This window comes from Streptomyces tsukubensis, from assembly GCF_003932715.1.
Lineage (GTDB): Bacteria > Actinomycetota > Actinomycetes > Streptomycetales > Streptomycetaceae > Streptomyces > Streptomyces tsukubensis.
The window spans coordinates 1,932,917-1,949,208 of the sequence record NZ_CP020700.1; the positions used below are offsets into that span (position 1 = coordinate 1,932,917).

Here is a 16,292-nt window from a genome sequence, read left to right on the forward strand (position 1 = left end):
AACGGACTACCGCTGGGTAACGTCCGGGCAGCCCAGTGCACCCGCCACGAAGCTGTGGCGCCGGCGCCCGATGAGGAGCAGCAGTCTTGCGCGAGTTCAGCCTTCCGGCCCTGTACGAGGTCCCTGCCGACGGAAACCTGACGGACCTCATCCACCGCAACGCCGCTCAGCACCCCGATGTCGCGGTCATGGGCCGCCGGACGGACAGCGGCTGGACCGATGTCACCGCCCGGCAGTTCCTCGCCGAGGTGCGTGCCGCCGCCAAGGGCCTGATCGCCTCCGGCGTCGGCCCCGGCGACCGGGTGGCCCTGATGTCCCGCACCCGCTACGAGTGGGTTCTGCTCGATTTCGCGATCTGGAGCGCGGGCGCGGTGTCCGTGCCCGTGTACGAGACCAGCTCGGCCGAGCAGATCGCGTGGATCCTCTCCGACTCCGGGGCGGTCGCCATCGCCGTCGAGAGCGCGACGCACGCGGCGGCCGTCGCCTCCGTCCGGGACGACCTGCCGAAACTGCGCTCCGTCTGGCGTATCGACGAAGGCGCCGTCGACGAGCTGACCGCGGCGGGCGCGGAGGTCTCCGATGCGGAGGTCGACGAGCGCGGCGGCAGCCTCAAGGCCGACGACGTCGCGACCATCGTCTACACCTCGGGGACGACCGGGCGGCCGCGGGGCTGCGTCCTGACCCACCGGGCGTTCTTCGCCGAATGCGGCAACATCGTGGAGCGCCTCAAGCCGCTCTTCCGGACCGGCGACAGCTCCGTCCTGCTCTTCCTGCCCGCCGCGCACGTCTTCGGGCGGATGACCGAGCTGGCCGCGGTCATGGCACCCATCAAACTGGGCACCCTCCCCGACATCAAGACCCTCACCGACGATCTGGCCGCCTTCCGGCCCACCGTGATACTCGGCGTGCCGCGGGTCTTCGAGAAGGTCTACAACGCGGCGCGGGCGAAGGCCCAGGCCGACGGCAAGGGCAAGATCTTCGACCGGGCGGCCCTGACCGCCATCGCCTACAGCAAGGCCCAGGACGGCCCGCAGGGCCCCTCCCTGGGGCTCCGCCTCAAGCACGCCGTCTTCGACAAGCTCGTCTACCGCAAGCTCCGGGCGGTGCTCGGCGGCCGCGGCGAGTACGCGATCTCCGGCGGCGCGCCCCTCGGCGAACGCCTCGGGCACTTCTTCCGCGGTATCGGCTTCACCGTCCTGGAGGGCTACGGGCTCACCGAGTCCTGCGCGGCGACCGCCTTCAACCCCTGGGACCGGCAGAAGATCGGCACGGTCGGCCAGCCGCTGCCCGGCACGGTGGTACGGATCGCGGACGACGGCGAGGTACTGCTCCACGGCGAGCACCTCTTCGAGGGCTACTGGAACAACGAGGCGGCGACCGCGGAAGCTCTCCGCGACGGCTGGTTCCACACCGGTGACATCGGCACCCTCGACGAGGACGGCTACCTCTCCATCACGGGCCGGAAGAAGGAGATCCTGGTGACCGCGGGCGGCAAGAACGTCGCCCCGGCGGTCATCGAGGACCGGATCCGGGCGCATGCCCTGATCGCCGAATGCATGGTCGTCGGCGACGGCCGGCCGTTCGTGGGCGCGCTCATCACCCTCGACGAGGAGTTCCTGGGCCGCTGGGCCGCGGGGCGCGGCAAGCCCGCCGGGTCGACCGCGGAGTCGCTGCGCGACGACCCCGAGCTGCTGGCGGAGATCCAGCGCGCGGTCGACGACGGCAACGCGGCGGTGTCCAAGGCGGAGTCGGTACGGAAGTTCCGGCTGCTGGGGGCGCAGTTCACGGAGGAGGCGGGTCATTTGACGCCGTCGCTGAAGCTGAAGCGGAGCGTCGTGGCGAAGGACTTCGCGGAGGAGATCGAATCCCTCTACGGGACCGCGTCTCGTTAAGGGGCGGGGGCGGCGAGCGCCGTTGGTGGCTGATGTTGCGTGTCCGGCCGCGGGCCGTGGGTGGCTGGTCGCGCAGTTCCTCCCCCTACGCCTGGCGGCGTGGGAGGTGCCCCCACCTACGCCTTCGGCAATGGGGGGACCCCCAGCGCCCCTGGGTTGCCTGACTCACCGCCCCTGAGAAGGACCGCTCCCGGTGCTCTGGAACCCCTCCCCGGTGACGCGCAACGACACCGAGGACCTTGGGACCTGATCATGCGGGGATCACGTGGGAGGGGGGTGCAGGGTCGCCCCCGCAGTGGACCTGCGACAAGACCGGACGCGCTTCGGGGCAGTGCATCGCAGGCCGCGAGGAGGTGAGCCCGGAGGCCACCGACCCACCCGCACCCGACAAGGTCGGTGACCTACCCCACGGAGTGACAGGACTCAACCGCACAAGAGACCCGCACCGGGCCGGGGGCGGCAGGAGCAGCCCGCACCCCGCGGGCAACGGCACCCCCACCCCCGGGGCCCGCTATAGGAGCGCCCGCAGCCTCGTCGCCAGCAGGTCCCAGCGCCACTTCTCCTCCACCCACCGGCGCCCCCTGGCGCCCATGCGCCGCCGCAACTCCTCGTCCGCCAGCAGGGTCACGATCCGCTCCGCCGACTCCGCCACCGCCGCCTCGTCGGTGCCGCCGCGCACCACCCAGCCGGTCTCGCCGTTCAGCACGGCGTCCGGCGCGCCGCCCGAGTCGCCCGCGACGACGGGGAGGCCGGTCGCGGACGCCTCCAGGTAGACGATCCCGAGCCCTTCGACGTCGAGTCCGCCGCGCCGGGTCCGGCAGGGCATGGCGAAGACGTCTCCGGCGCCGTAGTGGGCGGGGAGCTGGTCCCAGGGCACGGCGCCGGTGAAGCGTACGGATGCGGTGACGCCCGTGTTCTCGGCGAGTCGCCGCAGGTCGTTCTCGTAGGGTCCGCCGCCGACGATCAGGAGGACGGTGCCGGGGATCTGGGCGAGGATCCGCGGCATGGCGCGGATCAGGGTGTCCTGGCCCTTGCGGGGGACGAGCCGGGACACGCAGACCACGACGGGCCGGTCCGTGAGGCCGAGGCGTTCGCGTACGGCCGCACCGCCGGAGCCGGGGTGGAAGGTCTTCTCGTCGACGCCGGGCGGGAGCTGGACCATCCGTGCGGCGGCGGCGGGGGTGAGCGCGGCGGCGATGCGGGAGCGGGTGTACTCGCCGAGGTAGGTGATCGTGTCGGTGCCTTCGCCGATGCGGCGGAGCAGTTGCCGGGCGGCGGGCAGCTGGGCCCAGCCCGCTTCGTGGCCGTGGGAGGTGGCGACGATCCGGTCGGCTCCGGCCTTGCGCAGGGCGGGGCCCATCAGCCCGAGGGGGGCGGCCGCGCCGAACCAGACCGAGGTGCACCGGTGTTCCCGCAGGAGTGCGCCGGCGCGGGCGGTGACGCGGGGGGTGGGCAGCAGCATCGTGGTGCGGTCCCGTACGACGGTGAACGGCTGCTCCGCGTCGAAGGCGGCGGTCGCCTCGGCTCCTTCGGGGCCCCGCTTCCAGGTGGAGGCGTAGACGACGAGCCGGTCGGGGTCGAGTCGCAGGGCCATGTTGTGCAGGAACGCCTGGATGCCACCGGGCCGCGGGGGAAAGTCGTTGGTCACGATCAGGGTCTTGTGCATCGTGGGCCGACAGTACCAATCGGGTCCGTACCGGCCCCGGCACACCCGGTCCCGGCACACCCGGCCGGGGTGCGTCCGGCCGTGCCTCACGGTCCGGCGTGCCGGGCGGCTGCATCATGTGCGGGGTGCGGCCGCCTCGGGAGCGGGCGTGGCATCTGCCGGGAGAAGGGGCGGCCATGACCGACGGGCGGCGCAGGGGTGTCACGGGGTGCACCGGGCGGGCCTTGGGCGCGATCGCCGCCGGGTGGCTGCTGACCCGGGCCGTTCTGCTGGTGTGCGTGTTCGGGCTGGTGACCGTGCCCGGCCCGGACGTCACGTCGGACGTCTCGGTGATCTACCGGGGCTGGTACGAGGTGCTGCGTACCGGCGTGTTCCCGGTGGACGACGTCACCTGGCAGTATCCGCCGGCCGCGGCGCTCGCGATCCTCTCGCCGTCGCTGCTGCCGTTCCTCGACTACACGGCCGCGTTCTTCGTCCTCGCGCTGTTGTGCGATGCGGTGGTGCTGGTGCTGCTGCTGGGCGCGGCCCGCCGTCCGGGGGGTTCGGTGCGGGGGGTGTGGGTGTGGGTGGCGGGGGTGCCGTTGCTGGGTCCGACCGCGTACGCCCGGTACGACCTGATGGTGACCGCGGTCGCCGTGGGGGCGCTGCTGGCGGGGGTGCGGCGGCCCGGGCTGATGGGTGCCCTGGTGGCGGTGGGTGCGCTGGTGAAGGTGTGGCCGGTGCTGCTGTTGACGGGGGTGGCCCGGGCGCGGGTGTGGTGGGCGGCGGCGGTGACGGCCGTGGTGGTGCTGGTCGCGGCGCTCGCCGTGCCGGGTGCCTTCGGTTTCCTGGCGCATCAGCGGGACCGGGGTACGGAGGTGGAGTCGCTGGGGGCGCTGGTGTTCCACGTCTGGCGGCTGGTGGGCGACTGGGAGGGGCAGGTGCTGCTGCACTACGGCTCGCTGGAGTTCCTCGGGCCGTATGTCCCGCTGGTCTCGGGTGTCGCTCTGGGGCTGGCGGCGGTGGCGCTGGGCTGGCTGGTGCTGTGGCGGCTGCGCGCGGCGACGGCGGCGGGTGCCGGGCTCGGGGCCGTACCCGGTGTGGTGCCGGACGCCGCGTTCACGGCCGTGCTGCTGTTCACCACCACGAGCCGGGTGATCAGCCCCCAGTATCTGCTGTGGCTGGTCGGTCTGGCGGCCGTCTGTCTGCTGCGCCGCCCGGCGCGGATGACGCTGCCCGCCGTACTGGTACTGGCGGCGACGGCGGTGACGGTGCTGGAGTTTCCGCTCTACTTCGACGAGGTGGTGGCGAGCCGCCCGGCGGGGGTGGCGCTGATCCTGGTCCGCAACGCCCTGCTGGTCGCCGCGGCGCTGACCGCCTGCCGGGGGCTGTGGCGCGCTGTCGCGGAAGCGGGAACCGTGACCAACCCGGCGGATACCGACACCGCGGCGGCCGTTATGCCAGCCGGTCCCGCAGATAGTCGCGCCAGCGCGCGGTGAACTCCTCGGGGCCGAGGCCGAGGAACTGGTGCATGGCCTTGGTGACGGCGGCGGTCCGCTCACGGCCCGCCCCGATCTGCCGGTAGAACCGTACGAGGGTGTCCTCGCCCCAGCGGGAGGCGATCAGCTCGCAGGCCAGCCAGCCGCCCTCGTAGGCCCGGGACAGGGTCGCCTGGTCGCCGCCGAAGGAGAAGTCGTGGTCGGCGGGGAGGGTGGCGGGGACTTCGCCCTGCTGGACGGAGCGGTGGAGTTCGGGGGCGTTCTGGCCGGTGGTCCGGGGGGTGTCGCGGTAGGCGACCCAGTCGGCGAAGCCTTCGGACAGCCACATCGGGGTGGAGGCTGAGGTCGCGCTGCGGGTGGCGACATGGGTGGTCTCGTGGGCGAGGACCACGCTCCGGCCGACGTCGCCGAGGCTGTCGTACGCGACGGGGTTCACGATCACCCGGTCCGCGGGGACGGCGGCCGAGGTACCGGTCTCGCCGGTGGTCACGGCCGCGATGCCCCGGTAGGCGGCCGGGGGCGTGCCCAGCAGGCCGCCCATGGCCTCCAGGGACCCCGGGACCATGATCACGACACGGCCGGGCCACGGGCCGCGCCAGGCCCGGGAGACGACGGGCACCGTACGGTCGACCGCTTCCGCCAGGGCCCGCAGGCGTTCGACGGGCCGGCCGACGGCGAGGACCAGCGAGCTGCGGCCCCGGACCACGGTGACGGGGCCCTGCTGCCACAGCTGCTCGGCGGCGCCCTGGCCGGGCCGGTCCGCGGTCAGGTACCAGCGGCTGTCGCGGAGGCCCAGTTCGAGCCGGCGGGGGACGACGACGGGTGCGGTGTCGTAGCCGCGTACCCGGTAGTGGAGTTCGGCTTCGGCATGGACCTTGGGCCCGTCGCGCCGTACCGCGCCGAGCCGGTAGGCCCAGGAGCCGATGGGTACGTGCGCCAGATTGCGGAAGACCTTCCGTTCGGCGGCCCGCAGTTCGGTCTGTTCGCCGGCGAGTACGGCGAGGTAGCCCTGCTCGTCCCGGTTGAGCAGGGCGGCCGCGCGGGCGTTGAGGGTCTCCTGGACGGAGTCGACGGTATGCGCGGACGCCCGTGAGTCCGGGGCGCAGCCCGTCGTCCCGCCCGCCACCAGGGCGAGGGAGAGCGCCAGGGCCCGTCGCCGCCCCGGCTGTTCGTTCCGTCCGCTCGGCCGGCCCTCAGGGGTCCGGTCCGGCCTTCCGTGCACCGCCACGCGGCTGATCGTACGGAACGCGGGGCCGGGCGGCCGGATGTTCAGACCCGGGTGACCGAAGAGACGGGCATCATGCCGACCGGATCGTAGCGGACGGCGGCACCGGGGTAGGGCGCGTGGACGACCTGTCCGTTGCCGACGTACATGCCGATATGGCTGGCGTCGTCGCGGTAGGCGACGAGGTCGCCGGGGCGGGCCTGGGAGAGCGGTACCCGCTGTCCGGCGTACCGCTGGGCCTGTGAGGTACGGGGCAGTCCGACGCCCGCCTGGGCGTAGGACCACTGGGTGAGGCCGGAACAGTCGAAGCCGGAGGGGCCGTTGGCGCCCCAGATGTAGGGCCGGCCCACGGCGCTGCGGGCCGCGTCGACCGCGGCGGCGGCGCGGGCGGAGGGTGCGGCGTCGCCGGGTGCGAGGAGCGGGCCGCGGGCGGAGCGGGAGGCGCGGGCGTAGGGGTCGTGTTCGCCGTCGGGGAGGGTGTTCAGGACCCTGCGGGCCGCGGCGAGTTTCCGTTCGACGGACCGTTTGTGGCGGGCGACGGCGGCCCGGGAGCGTTCCAGTTCGGCGAGGTCGCGGACGGCTTCGGCGCGCTGCTGGGCCAGTTCGCGCTGGGCGTGGAGATAGGCGTTGAGGGTGCCCGCTTGGCGGGCGCTGATCCGGTCGAGGACTTCGGCGCGGCGCAGGAAGGTGTCGGGGTCGGAGGAGAGCAGCAGCATCAGGGCCGGGTCGGTGCCGCCGAAGCGGTACTGGGCGCCCGCGACCGCGCCGAGGGCGCCGCGCATCCGGTTGACCCGCTCCTGGCCGCGGGCCAGGGCGTCCTGGGCGGCTCTGGTGCGCTGCCGCAGCTCCCCGGCCCGTTCGTCGGCCCGGTTGAACTCCTCGGTGGCGCGTTCGGCGTCGGCCAGCAGCCGGTCGACCCCGGCGCGGGCCGACTGGGGGGTCGCGGGTTCGCCGGGCGCGGCGCCCGCCGGGACGGCGCCGAGCGCGGCGGCGGCCGTGGCGGCGGCTGCCGCGGAGAGGACGGTGAGCCGGGCACCGTGGGTGGGGCCGGGCTGTGGGGACCGTCGATGGGACGCCACGGAGCGCGCTCCTTCCGCGTACGGGGATTCGTGCGCGGCAGACAGTAGCCGGGCCATCACCCTGCGGGCGCGGGCGGTACGGGCGGATACGGCGGCGCCCCGCCGGGAGACCACAGGTCAACGGCGGGGCGCGGTATCAGTCCGGGGGGCGGAGATTCGCCCGATCGGGCGGCATGCCCGGGTGTGGCGCGGGAACGGGCCCGCGGCGGGTGTCAGCCGACGCGCACGCCGAACTGGAACGGCATGTTGTTCATGGACTCGTAACGCACCACGGCTCCGGAGCGCGGCGAGTGGAGGACCTGGCCGTTGCCCGCGTAGAGGCCGACGTGGTGCAGGTCGCCGTAGAAGATGACCAGGTCTCCGGGCTTGAGGTCGCTCTGCTTGTAGATCCGCGTACCGGCGTTGGCCTGGTCCTGGGACATCCGCGGGAGCTTGACGTTGGCCTGCTTGTACGCCCAGGAGGTGAAGCCGGAGCAGTCGAAGGAGTTGGGGCCGGTGGCGCCCCAGAGGTACGGCTTGCCGATCTTGCTCTGGCCGGCGGCGAAGGCGGCCGCCGCGGTGCTCGACCCGGGCAGTGTCTTGCCGAGGTCGGGGCGGGCGCTGGTGGAGGCCCGGTTGGCGCGGGTCTCCTCCTGCTTGATCTCGGCCCGCTCCTTGGCGGTGAGGGTGTTCAGCAGCTTCTGCGCGGCGCCCAGTTTGGCCTGCACCTCGCGCTTCTTGGCACCGAGCTGCTGGCGGGCTTCGGCCAGGTCGGTGAGTTTGCCCTGGGCCTCCTTGCGCTGCTGCGCGAGGTTGCGCCGCTTCTCCTGCATCTGGTCGATGGCGTCGCTGTGCCGACTGCCGATCTGGTCGAGCGCGGACGCCTTGTCGAGGTAGGTGTCCGGGTCGGAGGAGAGGAAGAGCTGGAGCGCCGGGTCGATACCGCCGGAGCGGTACTGGGCGGCGGCGACCGTTCCGAGGTTGTTGCGGAGGGTGTTGAGCTCGTCCTGGCCGCGGGCGACCCGGTCCTGGATGGCATCGACCTGCTGCTGCAGCTTGGTCTGCTGCTCCTTGGCGCCGTTGAACTTCTCGGTGGCCTGGGCGGCCTCCTCGTACAGCTTGTCGACCTTCGCCTTGACCTCGCTCTTGCTGGGCTGCGGGGCGGCGTTGGCGCTCTGGGAGGTCAGCGCGACGGCCGCGGCGGCGGTCGCGGTGAGAACGGTGACGCGGGTACGGCCCGGCTGCTTGGCACGACGGTGGGACGCCACGGAGGCGGGCTCCTTCTCCTCGGCACCGCCTGCCGGAAGGGGACACGGGTCCCCGGCTGCGCTCCGAGCGGCTCCCCCGTGAAACGGCCGTCGGTGGCGAATTCGGCGGTTCTTCGCTGTCACCCCGGCTGGGCGATCAACCGTGCGAAGGTTCGAGGCCCGACCCTAGTGACACTCTTGTGATCAGTTCAAATCCTCATCCGAAAAATTCCGGCCGTCCGGGCATTCTTTTACCCTCGCCCCACCCTGTGTCAGGGGTAGTTGACCGTCCGTTCCGTACCGGAGGACCTCAGGAGCCATCAAAAGGGGTGTACTGCACGGAAATCGGGGCGTTCAACCCCAACGGTGGGATGATGGTCCGGAATCGGGTCCGGGTGTCGGGTTTCAGACCCGGGACAGCCGTTTGAGCAGCAGCAGCGAAGCCACCGGGCGGGCCCCGGCCTTGGCGACGCCGTCGGCGACCTCGCGGTCGGTGGAGACGACGACCAGGGGGCGCCCCGGCGGTTCGGCCCGTACCATCTGGCGGATCAGTTCGTCGGCGGTCACCCCGGGCTTGGAGAACAGGACCCGTACACCGCGCGGCGGGGCGAGCAGCACCGGCGCGGCCAGTTCGGCGCCGTCGAAGACACAGGTGATCTCCGCCCCGGTCTGGGCGGCGAGTACGGAGAGCCCGCCGAGCAGCCGCAGCCGCTGCTTCTCCAGCGGCATCGTCGGATAGCCGGTCTTGGTGACGTTGTAGCCGTCGACGACCAGATGGACCTGGGGCAGTGCGAGCAGCTGGTCGAGCAGGGCCGGATCCGTTTCCGACAGGGCGCGGGCCGCGATGTCCTTGGGGGACATCCGGCCGGGCTCCACGGCGTCCACGGTGTCCGCGGGATGGACGGAGGCGGGCGGCAGCGCCAGTTCCCGGCGGAGCCCCTGGGCGGCGTCGAGCACGGTGTCCAGCAGCAGCCGCAGCCGCATGTCCTCGATGGAGCGGCCCTCGCGGGCGGCCCGGCGCCCGGCCTCGGCACTCGCCTCGGCCTCCCCGAGCCGGGCCTTGAGCCGGCGGGTCTCGCTCTCGGCGGCGGAGACCTGTGCCGCCGCCTCGGCCCGGGCCGTGTCCAGTTCGGCACCCGCGCGGCGCAGTGCGGCCTCACCGCGCTTGATATCGCTCTCGGCGCTGCGCAGCTTCCGGCGAAGCGATTCCGCTTCCTTACGGGCCGTCTCCAGCTCCGTCCGCAGCCGTTCGGTCTCGCTGCGGGTCAGGGTCCGGGCCTCGGCCAGTTCGTCCCGGAGCCGCTCCAGCTCCAGCCGTCCGGCCTCGTCGGCGCGCTCGGCGTCCGCGCGCTGGGCCTCCTCGCCCGCGGCGGCCACCAGCTTCACCCATCCGGTGGGGCGCACGATGTACGCGGCGGCGGCCACGTCCAGCGGATCGGCGGCGGCCGGCGGGGCACCGGCGGCCAGCGCGGCGCACAGCTCGGGCTGCGCGCTGGTGATCCGGTCACCGATGCGCTGGCGGAAGACGGGGTCGCTCTCCAGGGCCGCGGCCATCGCGTTGCCCGCGAGCCGGGCGCGCCGGGAGGGGGTGAAGCGGGCGTACTGCCGGAGCTGGGCGGGCAGCTCCGGCACGGTCAGCCCGCCGAAGGCGTCGGCGACCAGGGCCACGACCCTGCGCCGGACACCCTCCGGCAACGGCCGGTCGAGCGCCTCCGCGGCGTCACCGGCCGGCCCGGCCGGTTGGGCGCCGCTCTCAGGCTGCTCCACGATCCGTCACCCCACTACCCGTCAACCGAGACCCGGCAGCCTCCGCTCAGGAGGTCGCGCCGGGCCTGTCCACCAGCTCGATCTGATCCACGGCGTTGCACCAGCGGCAGCGCACGGAGTCGATGGTCTCACTGAGCACCTCCCGCTCCTCGACGGCGGGCTCTCCGGCCAGGTCCAGATGGACGTACTCCACGACCTTGGAGGAGCGGGTCACATCGAAGCGGGTCAGGTTGCCGCAGAGCGTGCAGCGCCAGCGGGTGTCGGCCGTCGGCGTGGGCACCGTCGTCATCGTTCCGTCCGTCCTGTTCGTCACGGGTTGCATCCGGTCTGATCCTTGCGGTTCGTGCGGTTGGTCCGGTCACCGCGGTGCGCCGTCGAACTGCGGGTGTACTGCCCGTAACTCTATGGCCTCGCGGGGGTACGGTGACACGGCGAGGCACTCTGTACCGTTTGCAGCCCTTACGCCATTATTTGCCCCGTGAGTCCTTGGCAGCAGGCGGCCCGGCGTGCGCTCGACGCGGCGGCGCGGCGGGCACCGCGCGGAGCGTGCCGTACGACCGCGACCGGAGCGGTGCGTCCACCGGAGGACGGAGACGCTCCTACGCCCGGAACGGCGGCCCCCGGCGCAGATCCCCCGGACGCCCGCGCTCCGGCCGTCACCCGGGCGCTGATCGCCGTCTGCTGCGCGGTCTTCCTCATCGGCCCGGTATCGGGGCTCAACCGCTCCTACGGCACCGGGGAGGCCCTCACCGCGGCCCAGGGCGCGTACTTCGCCCGCTGGGGGGTGATCCCCGCCGCGCTCGTCGACGGGACACCGGGCGCCCTGCTCACCCCGCTCACCGCACTGTTCGTGCACGGCAACTGGCTGCATCTCCTCGGGAACATGCTCTTTCTGTACGTGTTCGGCGCCATGACCGAGGAACACCTGGGGCGACTGCGGTTCACCCTCTTCTATCTGGGGGCCGGCTATGCGGCGCTGGCCGCCTACGCCGTCGCCAACGCGGACTCCGAACAGACCCTGGTCGGCGCCTCGGGGGCGATCTCGGCGGTGCTCGGGGCCTTTCTCTTCCTCTTCCCGAAAGCCCGGGTCACCAGTCTCTTCCCGTTCCTCTTCTTCCTTCCGCTGCGCTTCCCCGCCCGGCTGGTGCTGGTGTTCTGGTTCGTACTCCAGTGGCTCGCGGCGACGGGGCTCGGCCAGGGCTCGCCCGCGGTGGCCTATCTGGCGCATCTGGTGGGGTTCGCGATCGGCTTCCTCTACGCGTGGGGACGTTTCCGGCGTCCGGCTAGAGTGAAGGCACCAGCAGCGGCCACCGAGGGAGACAGCCAACCGTGATCACCGCGATCGTGCTCATCAAGACCAGCGTGGACCGCATCCCCGAGATCGCCGACGAGATCGCGGCGCTGGAGAACGTGAGCGAGGTCTTCTCGGTGACCGGGACGTACGACCTGATCGCCATGGTCCGGGTGCCCCGGCACGAGAACCTCGCCGATGTGATCCCGGGCCGGATCAGCAAGGTCGAGGGCGTCCTCGGCACCGACACCCATGTCGCGTTCCGTACGTACTCCCAGCACGACCTGGAAGCCGCGTTCGCCATCGGCCTGGACGCCTGACCCCCGGCAACGGGCCCGGGCCCGTCCGGCCGATCCTCCGGAGCGCCCCGTGGCCCCCGTCACAGTGGTCACAGCACCCCCGCCACCAGCAGCTTTCCCTGCAGGAAACCTTCTGATGAGGAATTCTTCATCTTCTTCTCATCCGGATGACGCCCTGCGGCTCCCACCATCGACACCATGCTCTTCTCCCACCGCATCGCGGCCCTGATCGCCGTCGTCGCGATCCCCCTCGGGATCGCGGTGACCAGCTACGCCCTCACCGACAGCTCCGACACCCCCAAGGTCCCGCCGAAGGTGAAGCTGGAGTCCGAATCGCCCGGCGGCCCCACGGGGACGGCCGGCAGCCCCGGCCCGACACAGGGCGACGAGACGGTGGCGCCCCCGGTGAGCGAGAACCCGGGCGACGACGACGCTCCCCCGGCCACCCCCTCGCAGAGCCCGGTCACCGACCGGCCGGCCACGAACGGCGGAGCCACCGGAGGCGGCACCGGAGGCACTACGGGCGGCGGTACGGGTGGCGGTGCGACCAAGCCCGCACCGGGCAACAACGGCGGGGACGACGACGGCCCGGGAGGCGACGACTTCGGTGACGACGGCTGAACCACTGCGCCGCTGGGTCACCGCACGGGCCCGGACCGTCTCGGCCCGGGCCCGGATCCTTCTCTGGCTGCTCATAGTCATGGCCGTGGCACTCGCCGCGGTGGCCCTGGCGACCCGGTCGGCGCTGCTGCGCGACGCCGACCACCGGATCAACGGTCTTCTGGTGCAGGAAACCAATGAATTCGCCAGCTTTGTCGAGCACGGTCGCGATCCCGCCACCGGGCAGCCCTTCACCGATCCCGGCCAACTGCTGAAGACCTTCCTGACCCGGCAGTATCCGGATCCCGACGAGGAACTCCTCGGTCTGGTCTTCAACCCCACAGAGGGTCACAACAAGATTCAGCAGAGCCGGGACCACGGAATGGCCTACCCCCTCGTGGAGGACAAACCTTCCCGGCAGGAGATCTACAGCTCCGGCGACTCCGCCGCCGTCCTCGAACGCCCAGAGGGCGACATCCGCTGGGCGAAGGTCCCCATCGAGTCGCCCAACGGCCATCCCGAAGCGGCGTTCGTCGTCGCCATCCACCCCGCGGGCGAACAGAAGAAGGCGACCGACGTCTTCCATATGCTGCTCGCGATATCCGGCGTGGCCCTGCTGATGACCACCGGCATCGGCTGGGTCGTCGCCGGCCGCATCCTCCGTCCCGTACGGCTCGTCCGTACCACCGCCGCCCAGTTGACCGAGCAGGACCTGACCCAGCGCATCCCGGTCGAGGGCCGCGACGACATCGCCGCGCTCGCCGAGACCTTCAACGCCATGCTCGACCGGTTGGAGCGGGCGTTCGCGGCGCAGCGGGAGTTCGTCGACGACGCGGGCCATGAACTCCGTACCCCCATCACCATCGTCCGCGGCCATCTGGAGCTGATGGGCGACGATCCGGCCGAGCGGGAGGAGACCGTCCGGATCGTGATGGAGGAACTGGACCGGATGAGCCGGATCGTCGAGGATCTGCTGCTGCTCGCCAAGGCGGAGCGGCCGGACTTCATCACCCCCGAGCCGGTCCAGACCGGGGAGCTGACGGCCGATGTGTTCGTCAAGGCGCGGGCCCTCGGGGAACGGGACTGGCAGCTGGCCGGGGCGGTCGACGCCGAGGTCATGCTCGACTCGCAGCGGATCACCCAGGCCATGGTGCAGTTGGCGCAGAACGCGGTCCAGCACACGGTCATGGGGCAGCGGGTCAGCATCGGTTCGCGCGACGTGGGCGACCGGATCGAGCTGTACGTCGCCGACAGCGGGCCGGGCGTACAGCCCCAGGACGCCGAGGTCATCTTCGAGCGCTTCCGGCGCGGCACCGCCCGTCGCGGCTCCCGGGCCACCGGCGCAGGGCTGGGGCTCGCCATCGTCAAGGCCATCGCCGAAGGGCACGGCGGGCACGTCGAACTGCGCCCGACCGAAGGCGGCGGCGCCACCTTCGTTCTCGTACTCCAGAAGGAAGCGACCCCGTGAGCCGGATACTGATCGTCGAGGACGAGGAACGCATCGCGTCGTTCGTGGAGAAGGGACTGCGCGCCAACGGCTTCACCACCAGCGTCGTCCACGACGGGGACGCGGCCTACGACTACGCCGTGACCGGCGGCTTCGATCTGGTGGTCCTCGATATCGGGCTGCCCGGCCGGGACGGCTTCACCGTGCTGCGCCAACTGCGCGAGGCCCAGGTGTCGGTGCCGGTGATCGTGCTGACGGCCAGGGACTCCGTACGGGACACGGTCGCCGGTCTGGAGGGCGGCGCCGACGACTGGATGACCAAGCCGTTCCGCTTCGAGGAGCTGCTGGCCCGGGTGCGGCTGCGGCTGCGCACGGCCGCCCGGGCGCCGGAGGTCACCGTGCTGCGCAACGGCGAACTCACCCTCGACCTGCGGACCCGCCGGGCCCGCTCCGGGGAGCGGATGGTCGATCTGACGGCCCGTGAATTCGTGCTGCTCGAACTCTTCCTGCGCCATCCGGGGCAGGTGCTGTCCCGGGAGCAGATCCTCTCCCATGTCTGGGGGTACGACTTCGACCCCGGGTCCAACATCGTCGACGTCTACGTCCGGGCGCTGCGCAAGAAGCTGGGGGCCGACCGGGTGGAGACGGTCCGCGGCATGGGCTACCGCCTGCCGGAGTGAACCCGGCGCGGCAGGGGGCGCATCCATCGGGAGCCGTACGGTGAACACGCCGTACGGCTTTCGCGCGTCACCCCCCGTGCCGCGATGCGCTCCCGGCCGTACGGCTTGGTGAAGTTCCTTTCATCATCGGCTCATGAAGTGCTCACCGCGCGGATGAAACCTCTATTCCGTGACACTGAACCTGCGACAGGCCGCGACCCTCTGTGTGGCGCTCAGCATCTGCGCGCTGCTCGTCGTTCCCGGCAACTTCCCCGGACTGGGCGGCGACGCCCGGATCACCCTCGGCGTCTTCGCCATCGCCACCTGCGCGTGGATCGGCACCCCGATCGACGACACCTATATCGCGCTGGGTGCGGGGCTGGCGCTCACGGCGACCGGGGTGATCACCAGTGACACCCTTTTCGGGACCCTCGGCGACGACACCGTCTGGCTGCTGATCTGCGCCTTCGTCCTGGCCGCCGCGGTGGCCAGGACCGGGCTCGCCGGCCGGGCCGCAGCCTTTCTGGTCACCGGCGCCCGAACGGTCCGCCAACTGGTGCATCTGACCACCGCGGCGCTGGTGGTCACGGCCTTCGCAGTGCCCGCGACCTCCGGGCGGGCCGCACTCGCGCTGCCGGTGTTCATCGCGCTGGCGAAGGCGCTGTCCGACCGGAAGCGGCTGGTGGTGATGCTGGCGCTGCTGTTCCCGACGGTGATCCTGCTCTCCGCGGTGGCGACCCTCATCGGTGCGGGTGCCCATCTGATCACCGTGTCCGTGCTCTGGGAGGCCACCGGGGAGAGCATCGGTTTCGCCGAGTGGCTGCTGATCGGGCTGCCGCTGGCGATCGTCTCCTCCCATCTGGCCGCCGAGGTGGTGCTGTTCACGACCACGAAGCGGGCGGACCGTACCGGCCCCGTGCACATCACCGCCGAGCAGATCCAGGAGCACACCGAGGCTCCAGTGACCGGGCCCTGGTCGCAGGCGGAGGCGCGCTGTGCGCTGCTGCTGGCCACCGTGGTGGCGCTGTGGTGCAGCGAACCGCTGCACCGGGTGCCGCCGGCCGTGGTCGCGCTGATCGGCGCGGTGGTCGCCGCGTCGCCCGCGCTGGGGACCGTCAGGCTGAAGGACGCGCTGAAGACCGTGCCCTGGTCGATGCTGCTCTTCATGGCCGCGACGATGGCGATGGGTGTGGCGCTGGCCGACTCCGGGGCCGCGAAGTGGCTGGTCGGCGGGGTGCCGCTGGATGTGCCCGCATGGGCCTTCCTGGCCGTCGTGGTCATCGTTTCGACGCTGGCGCACCTCGTTCTGCAGTCCCGTTCGGCGCGTTCGTCGGTGCTGGTGCCGCTGGTCGTGGCGGCGGCCGTGGGCGCCGGGGTCAATCCGGTGGCGGCGGCGCTGGCGTCCACGGCGGCCGCCGGGTTCTGCCATACGCTGCCCGCTTCCGCGAAGCCCGTCACCCTCTACTCCGACATACCGGATATCCCCACGTACACCCCTCGCGATCTGCTGCGGATGTCCGCGGTGCTGGCGCCCATGACCGCCGCGCTGGTGCTGCTGTTCGCGGTGGCGGTCTGGCCGCTGGTCGGCGTTCCCGTCACCCCCTGAGCCGCGGCCGGTCCGCCCCCCTCACCCTCACTTGTTCCTCACCCGTACCGGGAGTTC

At 72.1% G+C, this 16,292-nt stretch carries 14 protein-coding genes; 8 read left to right on the plus strand and 6 right to left on the minus strand.

The window, feature by feature from the left end; translation table 11 throughout:
* The first annotated feature begins 86 nt into the window (after positions 1–86).
* The gene (locus tag B7R87_RS07125; protein ID WP_006349745.1) at positions 87–1,892 is read left to right on the plus strand and encodes an AMP-dependent synthetase/ligase; all 1,806 of its coding nucleotides are present in this window, start codon (positions 87–89) and stop codon (positions 1,890–1,892) included.
* Between the two features lie 511 nt (positions 1,893–2,403).
* On the opposite strand, the gene B7R87_RS07130 is transcribed toward B7R87_RS07125, so the two are convergent.
* Positions 2,404–3,558, minus strand: coding sequence for a glycosyltransferase family 4 protein (locus B7R87_RS07130; RefSeq protein ID WP_006349744.1), 1,155 nt, complete (start codon positions 3,556–3,558; stop codon positions 2,404–2,406).
* A 176-nt stretch (positions 3,559–3,734) separates the two neighbouring features.
* Here B7R87_RS07130 and B7R87_RS07135 point away from each other — a divergent pair, with 176 nt between their 5' ends.
* Positions 3,735–5,036 (plus strand): glycosyltransferase family 87 protein, encoded by a 1,302-nt coding sequence (locus B7R87_RS07135; protein WP_006349743.1) that lies wholly within the window; start codon positions 3,735–3,737, stop codon positions 5,034–5,036.
* On the opposite strand, the gene B7R87_RS07140 is transcribed toward B7R87_RS07135, so the two are convergent.
* From B7R87_RS07140 to B7R87_RS07160, 5 genes are all read right to left on the minus strand, one after another.
* On the minus strand, positions 4,993–6,264 hold the full coding sequence (locus B7R87_RS07140; protein WP_187144574.1) for a hypothetical protein: 1,272 nt from the start codon (positions 6,262–6,264) through the stop codon (positions 4,993–4,995). The two genes, B7R87_RS07135 and B7R87_RS07140, sit on opposite strands and share 44 nt — an antisense overlap.
* A gap of 41 nt (positions 6,265–6,305) precedes the next feature.
* Positions 6,306–7,340 carry a C40 family peptidase gene (locus B7R87_RS07145; protein WP_130584562.1) on the minus strand — a complete coding sequence of 345 codons (1,035 nt, stop codon included), beginning with the start codon at positions 7,338–7,340 and terminating at the stop codon, positions 6,306–6,308.
* Positions 7,341–7,552: 212 nt separating this feature from the next.
* Positions 7,553–8,587 carry a C40 family peptidase gene (locus B7R87_RS07150; RefSeq protein ID WP_006349740.1) on the minus strand — a complete coding sequence of 345 codons (1,035 nt, stop codon included), beginning with the start codon at positions 8,585–8,587 and terminating at the stop codon, positions 7,553–7,555.
* 384 nt (positions 8,588–8,971) lie between these two features.
* Complete coding sequence (locus tag B7R87_RS07155) at positions 8,972–10,333, minus strand: NYN domain-containing protein (RefSeq protein WP_006349739.1); 1,362 nt, start codon at positions 10,331–10,333, stop codon at positions 8,972–8,974.
* 46 nt (positions 10,334–10,379) lie between these two features.
* Complete coding sequence (locus B7R87_RS07160; RefSeq protein WP_006349738.1) at positions 10,380–10,622, minus strand: hypothetical protein; 243 nt, start codon at positions 10,620–10,622, stop codon at positions 10,380–10,382.
* Positions 10,623–11,000: 378 nt separating this feature from the next.
* On the opposite strand from B7R87_RS07160, the gene B7R87_RS07165 reads away from it, so the two are divergent.
* The 6 genes from B7R87_RS07165 to B7R87_RS07190 all read left to right on the plus strand — a co-directional run bounded on the left by B7R87_RS07165 (position 11,001) and on the right by B7R87_RS07190 (position 16,235).
* Positions 11,001–11,666, plus strand: coding sequence for a rhomboid family intramembrane serine protease (locus B7R87_RS07165; protein ID WP_045853122.1), 666 nt, complete (start codon positions 11,001–11,003; stop codon positions 11,664–11,666).
* Entirely contained in the window at positions 11,663–11,944 is a 282-nt protein-coding gene (locus B7R87_RS07170; protein WP_006349736.1) for an Lrp/AsnC family transcriptional regulator, read from the plus strand. The genes B7R87_RS07165 and B7R87_RS07170 overlap by 4 nt, the downstream gene beginning before the upstream one ends.
* A 177-nt stretch (positions 11,945–12,121) precedes the next feature.
* Positions 12,122–12,544: a hypothetical protein gene (locus tag B7R87_RS34385; protein WP_006349735.1), complete on the plus strand. Its 423-nt coding sequence runs from the start codon at positions 12,122–12,124 to the stop codon at positions 12,542–12,544.
* Complete coding sequence (locus tag B7R87_RS07180; protein ID WP_006349734.1) at positions 12,531–13,991, plus strand: sensor histidine kinase; 1,461 nt, start codon at positions 12,531–12,533, stop codon at positions 13,989–13,991. Before B7R87_RS34385 ends, B7R87_RS07180 begins: the two co-directional genes overlap by 14 nt.
* Positions 13,988–14,650 carry a response regulator transcription factor gene (locus B7R87_RS07185; protein WP_006349733.1) on the plus strand — a complete coding sequence of 221 codons (663 nt, stop codon included), beginning with the start codon at positions 13,988–13,990 and terminating at the stop codon, positions 14,648–14,650. Before B7R87_RS07180 ends, B7R87_RS07185 begins: the two co-directional genes overlap by 4 nt.
* 169 nt (positions 14,651–14,819) lie before the next feature.
* Positions 14,820–16,235, plus strand: coding sequence for an SLC13 family permease (locus B7R87_RS07190; protein WP_006349732.1), 1,416 nt, complete (start codon positions 14,820–14,822; stop codon positions 16,233–16,235).
* Positions 16,236–16,292 lie beyond the last annotated feature (57 nt).

Coding starts and splice junctions, on each gene's coding strand:
- B7R87_RS07135 (WP_006349743.1), top strand. CDS start 3,735: ATGACCGACGGGCGGCGCAGGGGTGTCACGGGGTGCACCGGGCGGGCC.
- B7R87_RS07130 (WP_006349744.1), bottom strand. CDS start 3,558: ATGCACAAGACCCTGATCGTGACCAACGACTTTCCCCCGCGGCCCGGT.
- B7R87_RS34385 (WP_006349735.1), top strand. CDS start 12,122: ATGCTCTTCTCCCACCGCATCGCGGCCCTGATCGCCGTCGTCGCGATC.
- B7R87_RS07160 (WP_006349738.1), bottom strand. CDS start 10,622: ATGACGACGGTGCCCACGCCGACGGCCGACACCCGCTGGCGCTGCACG.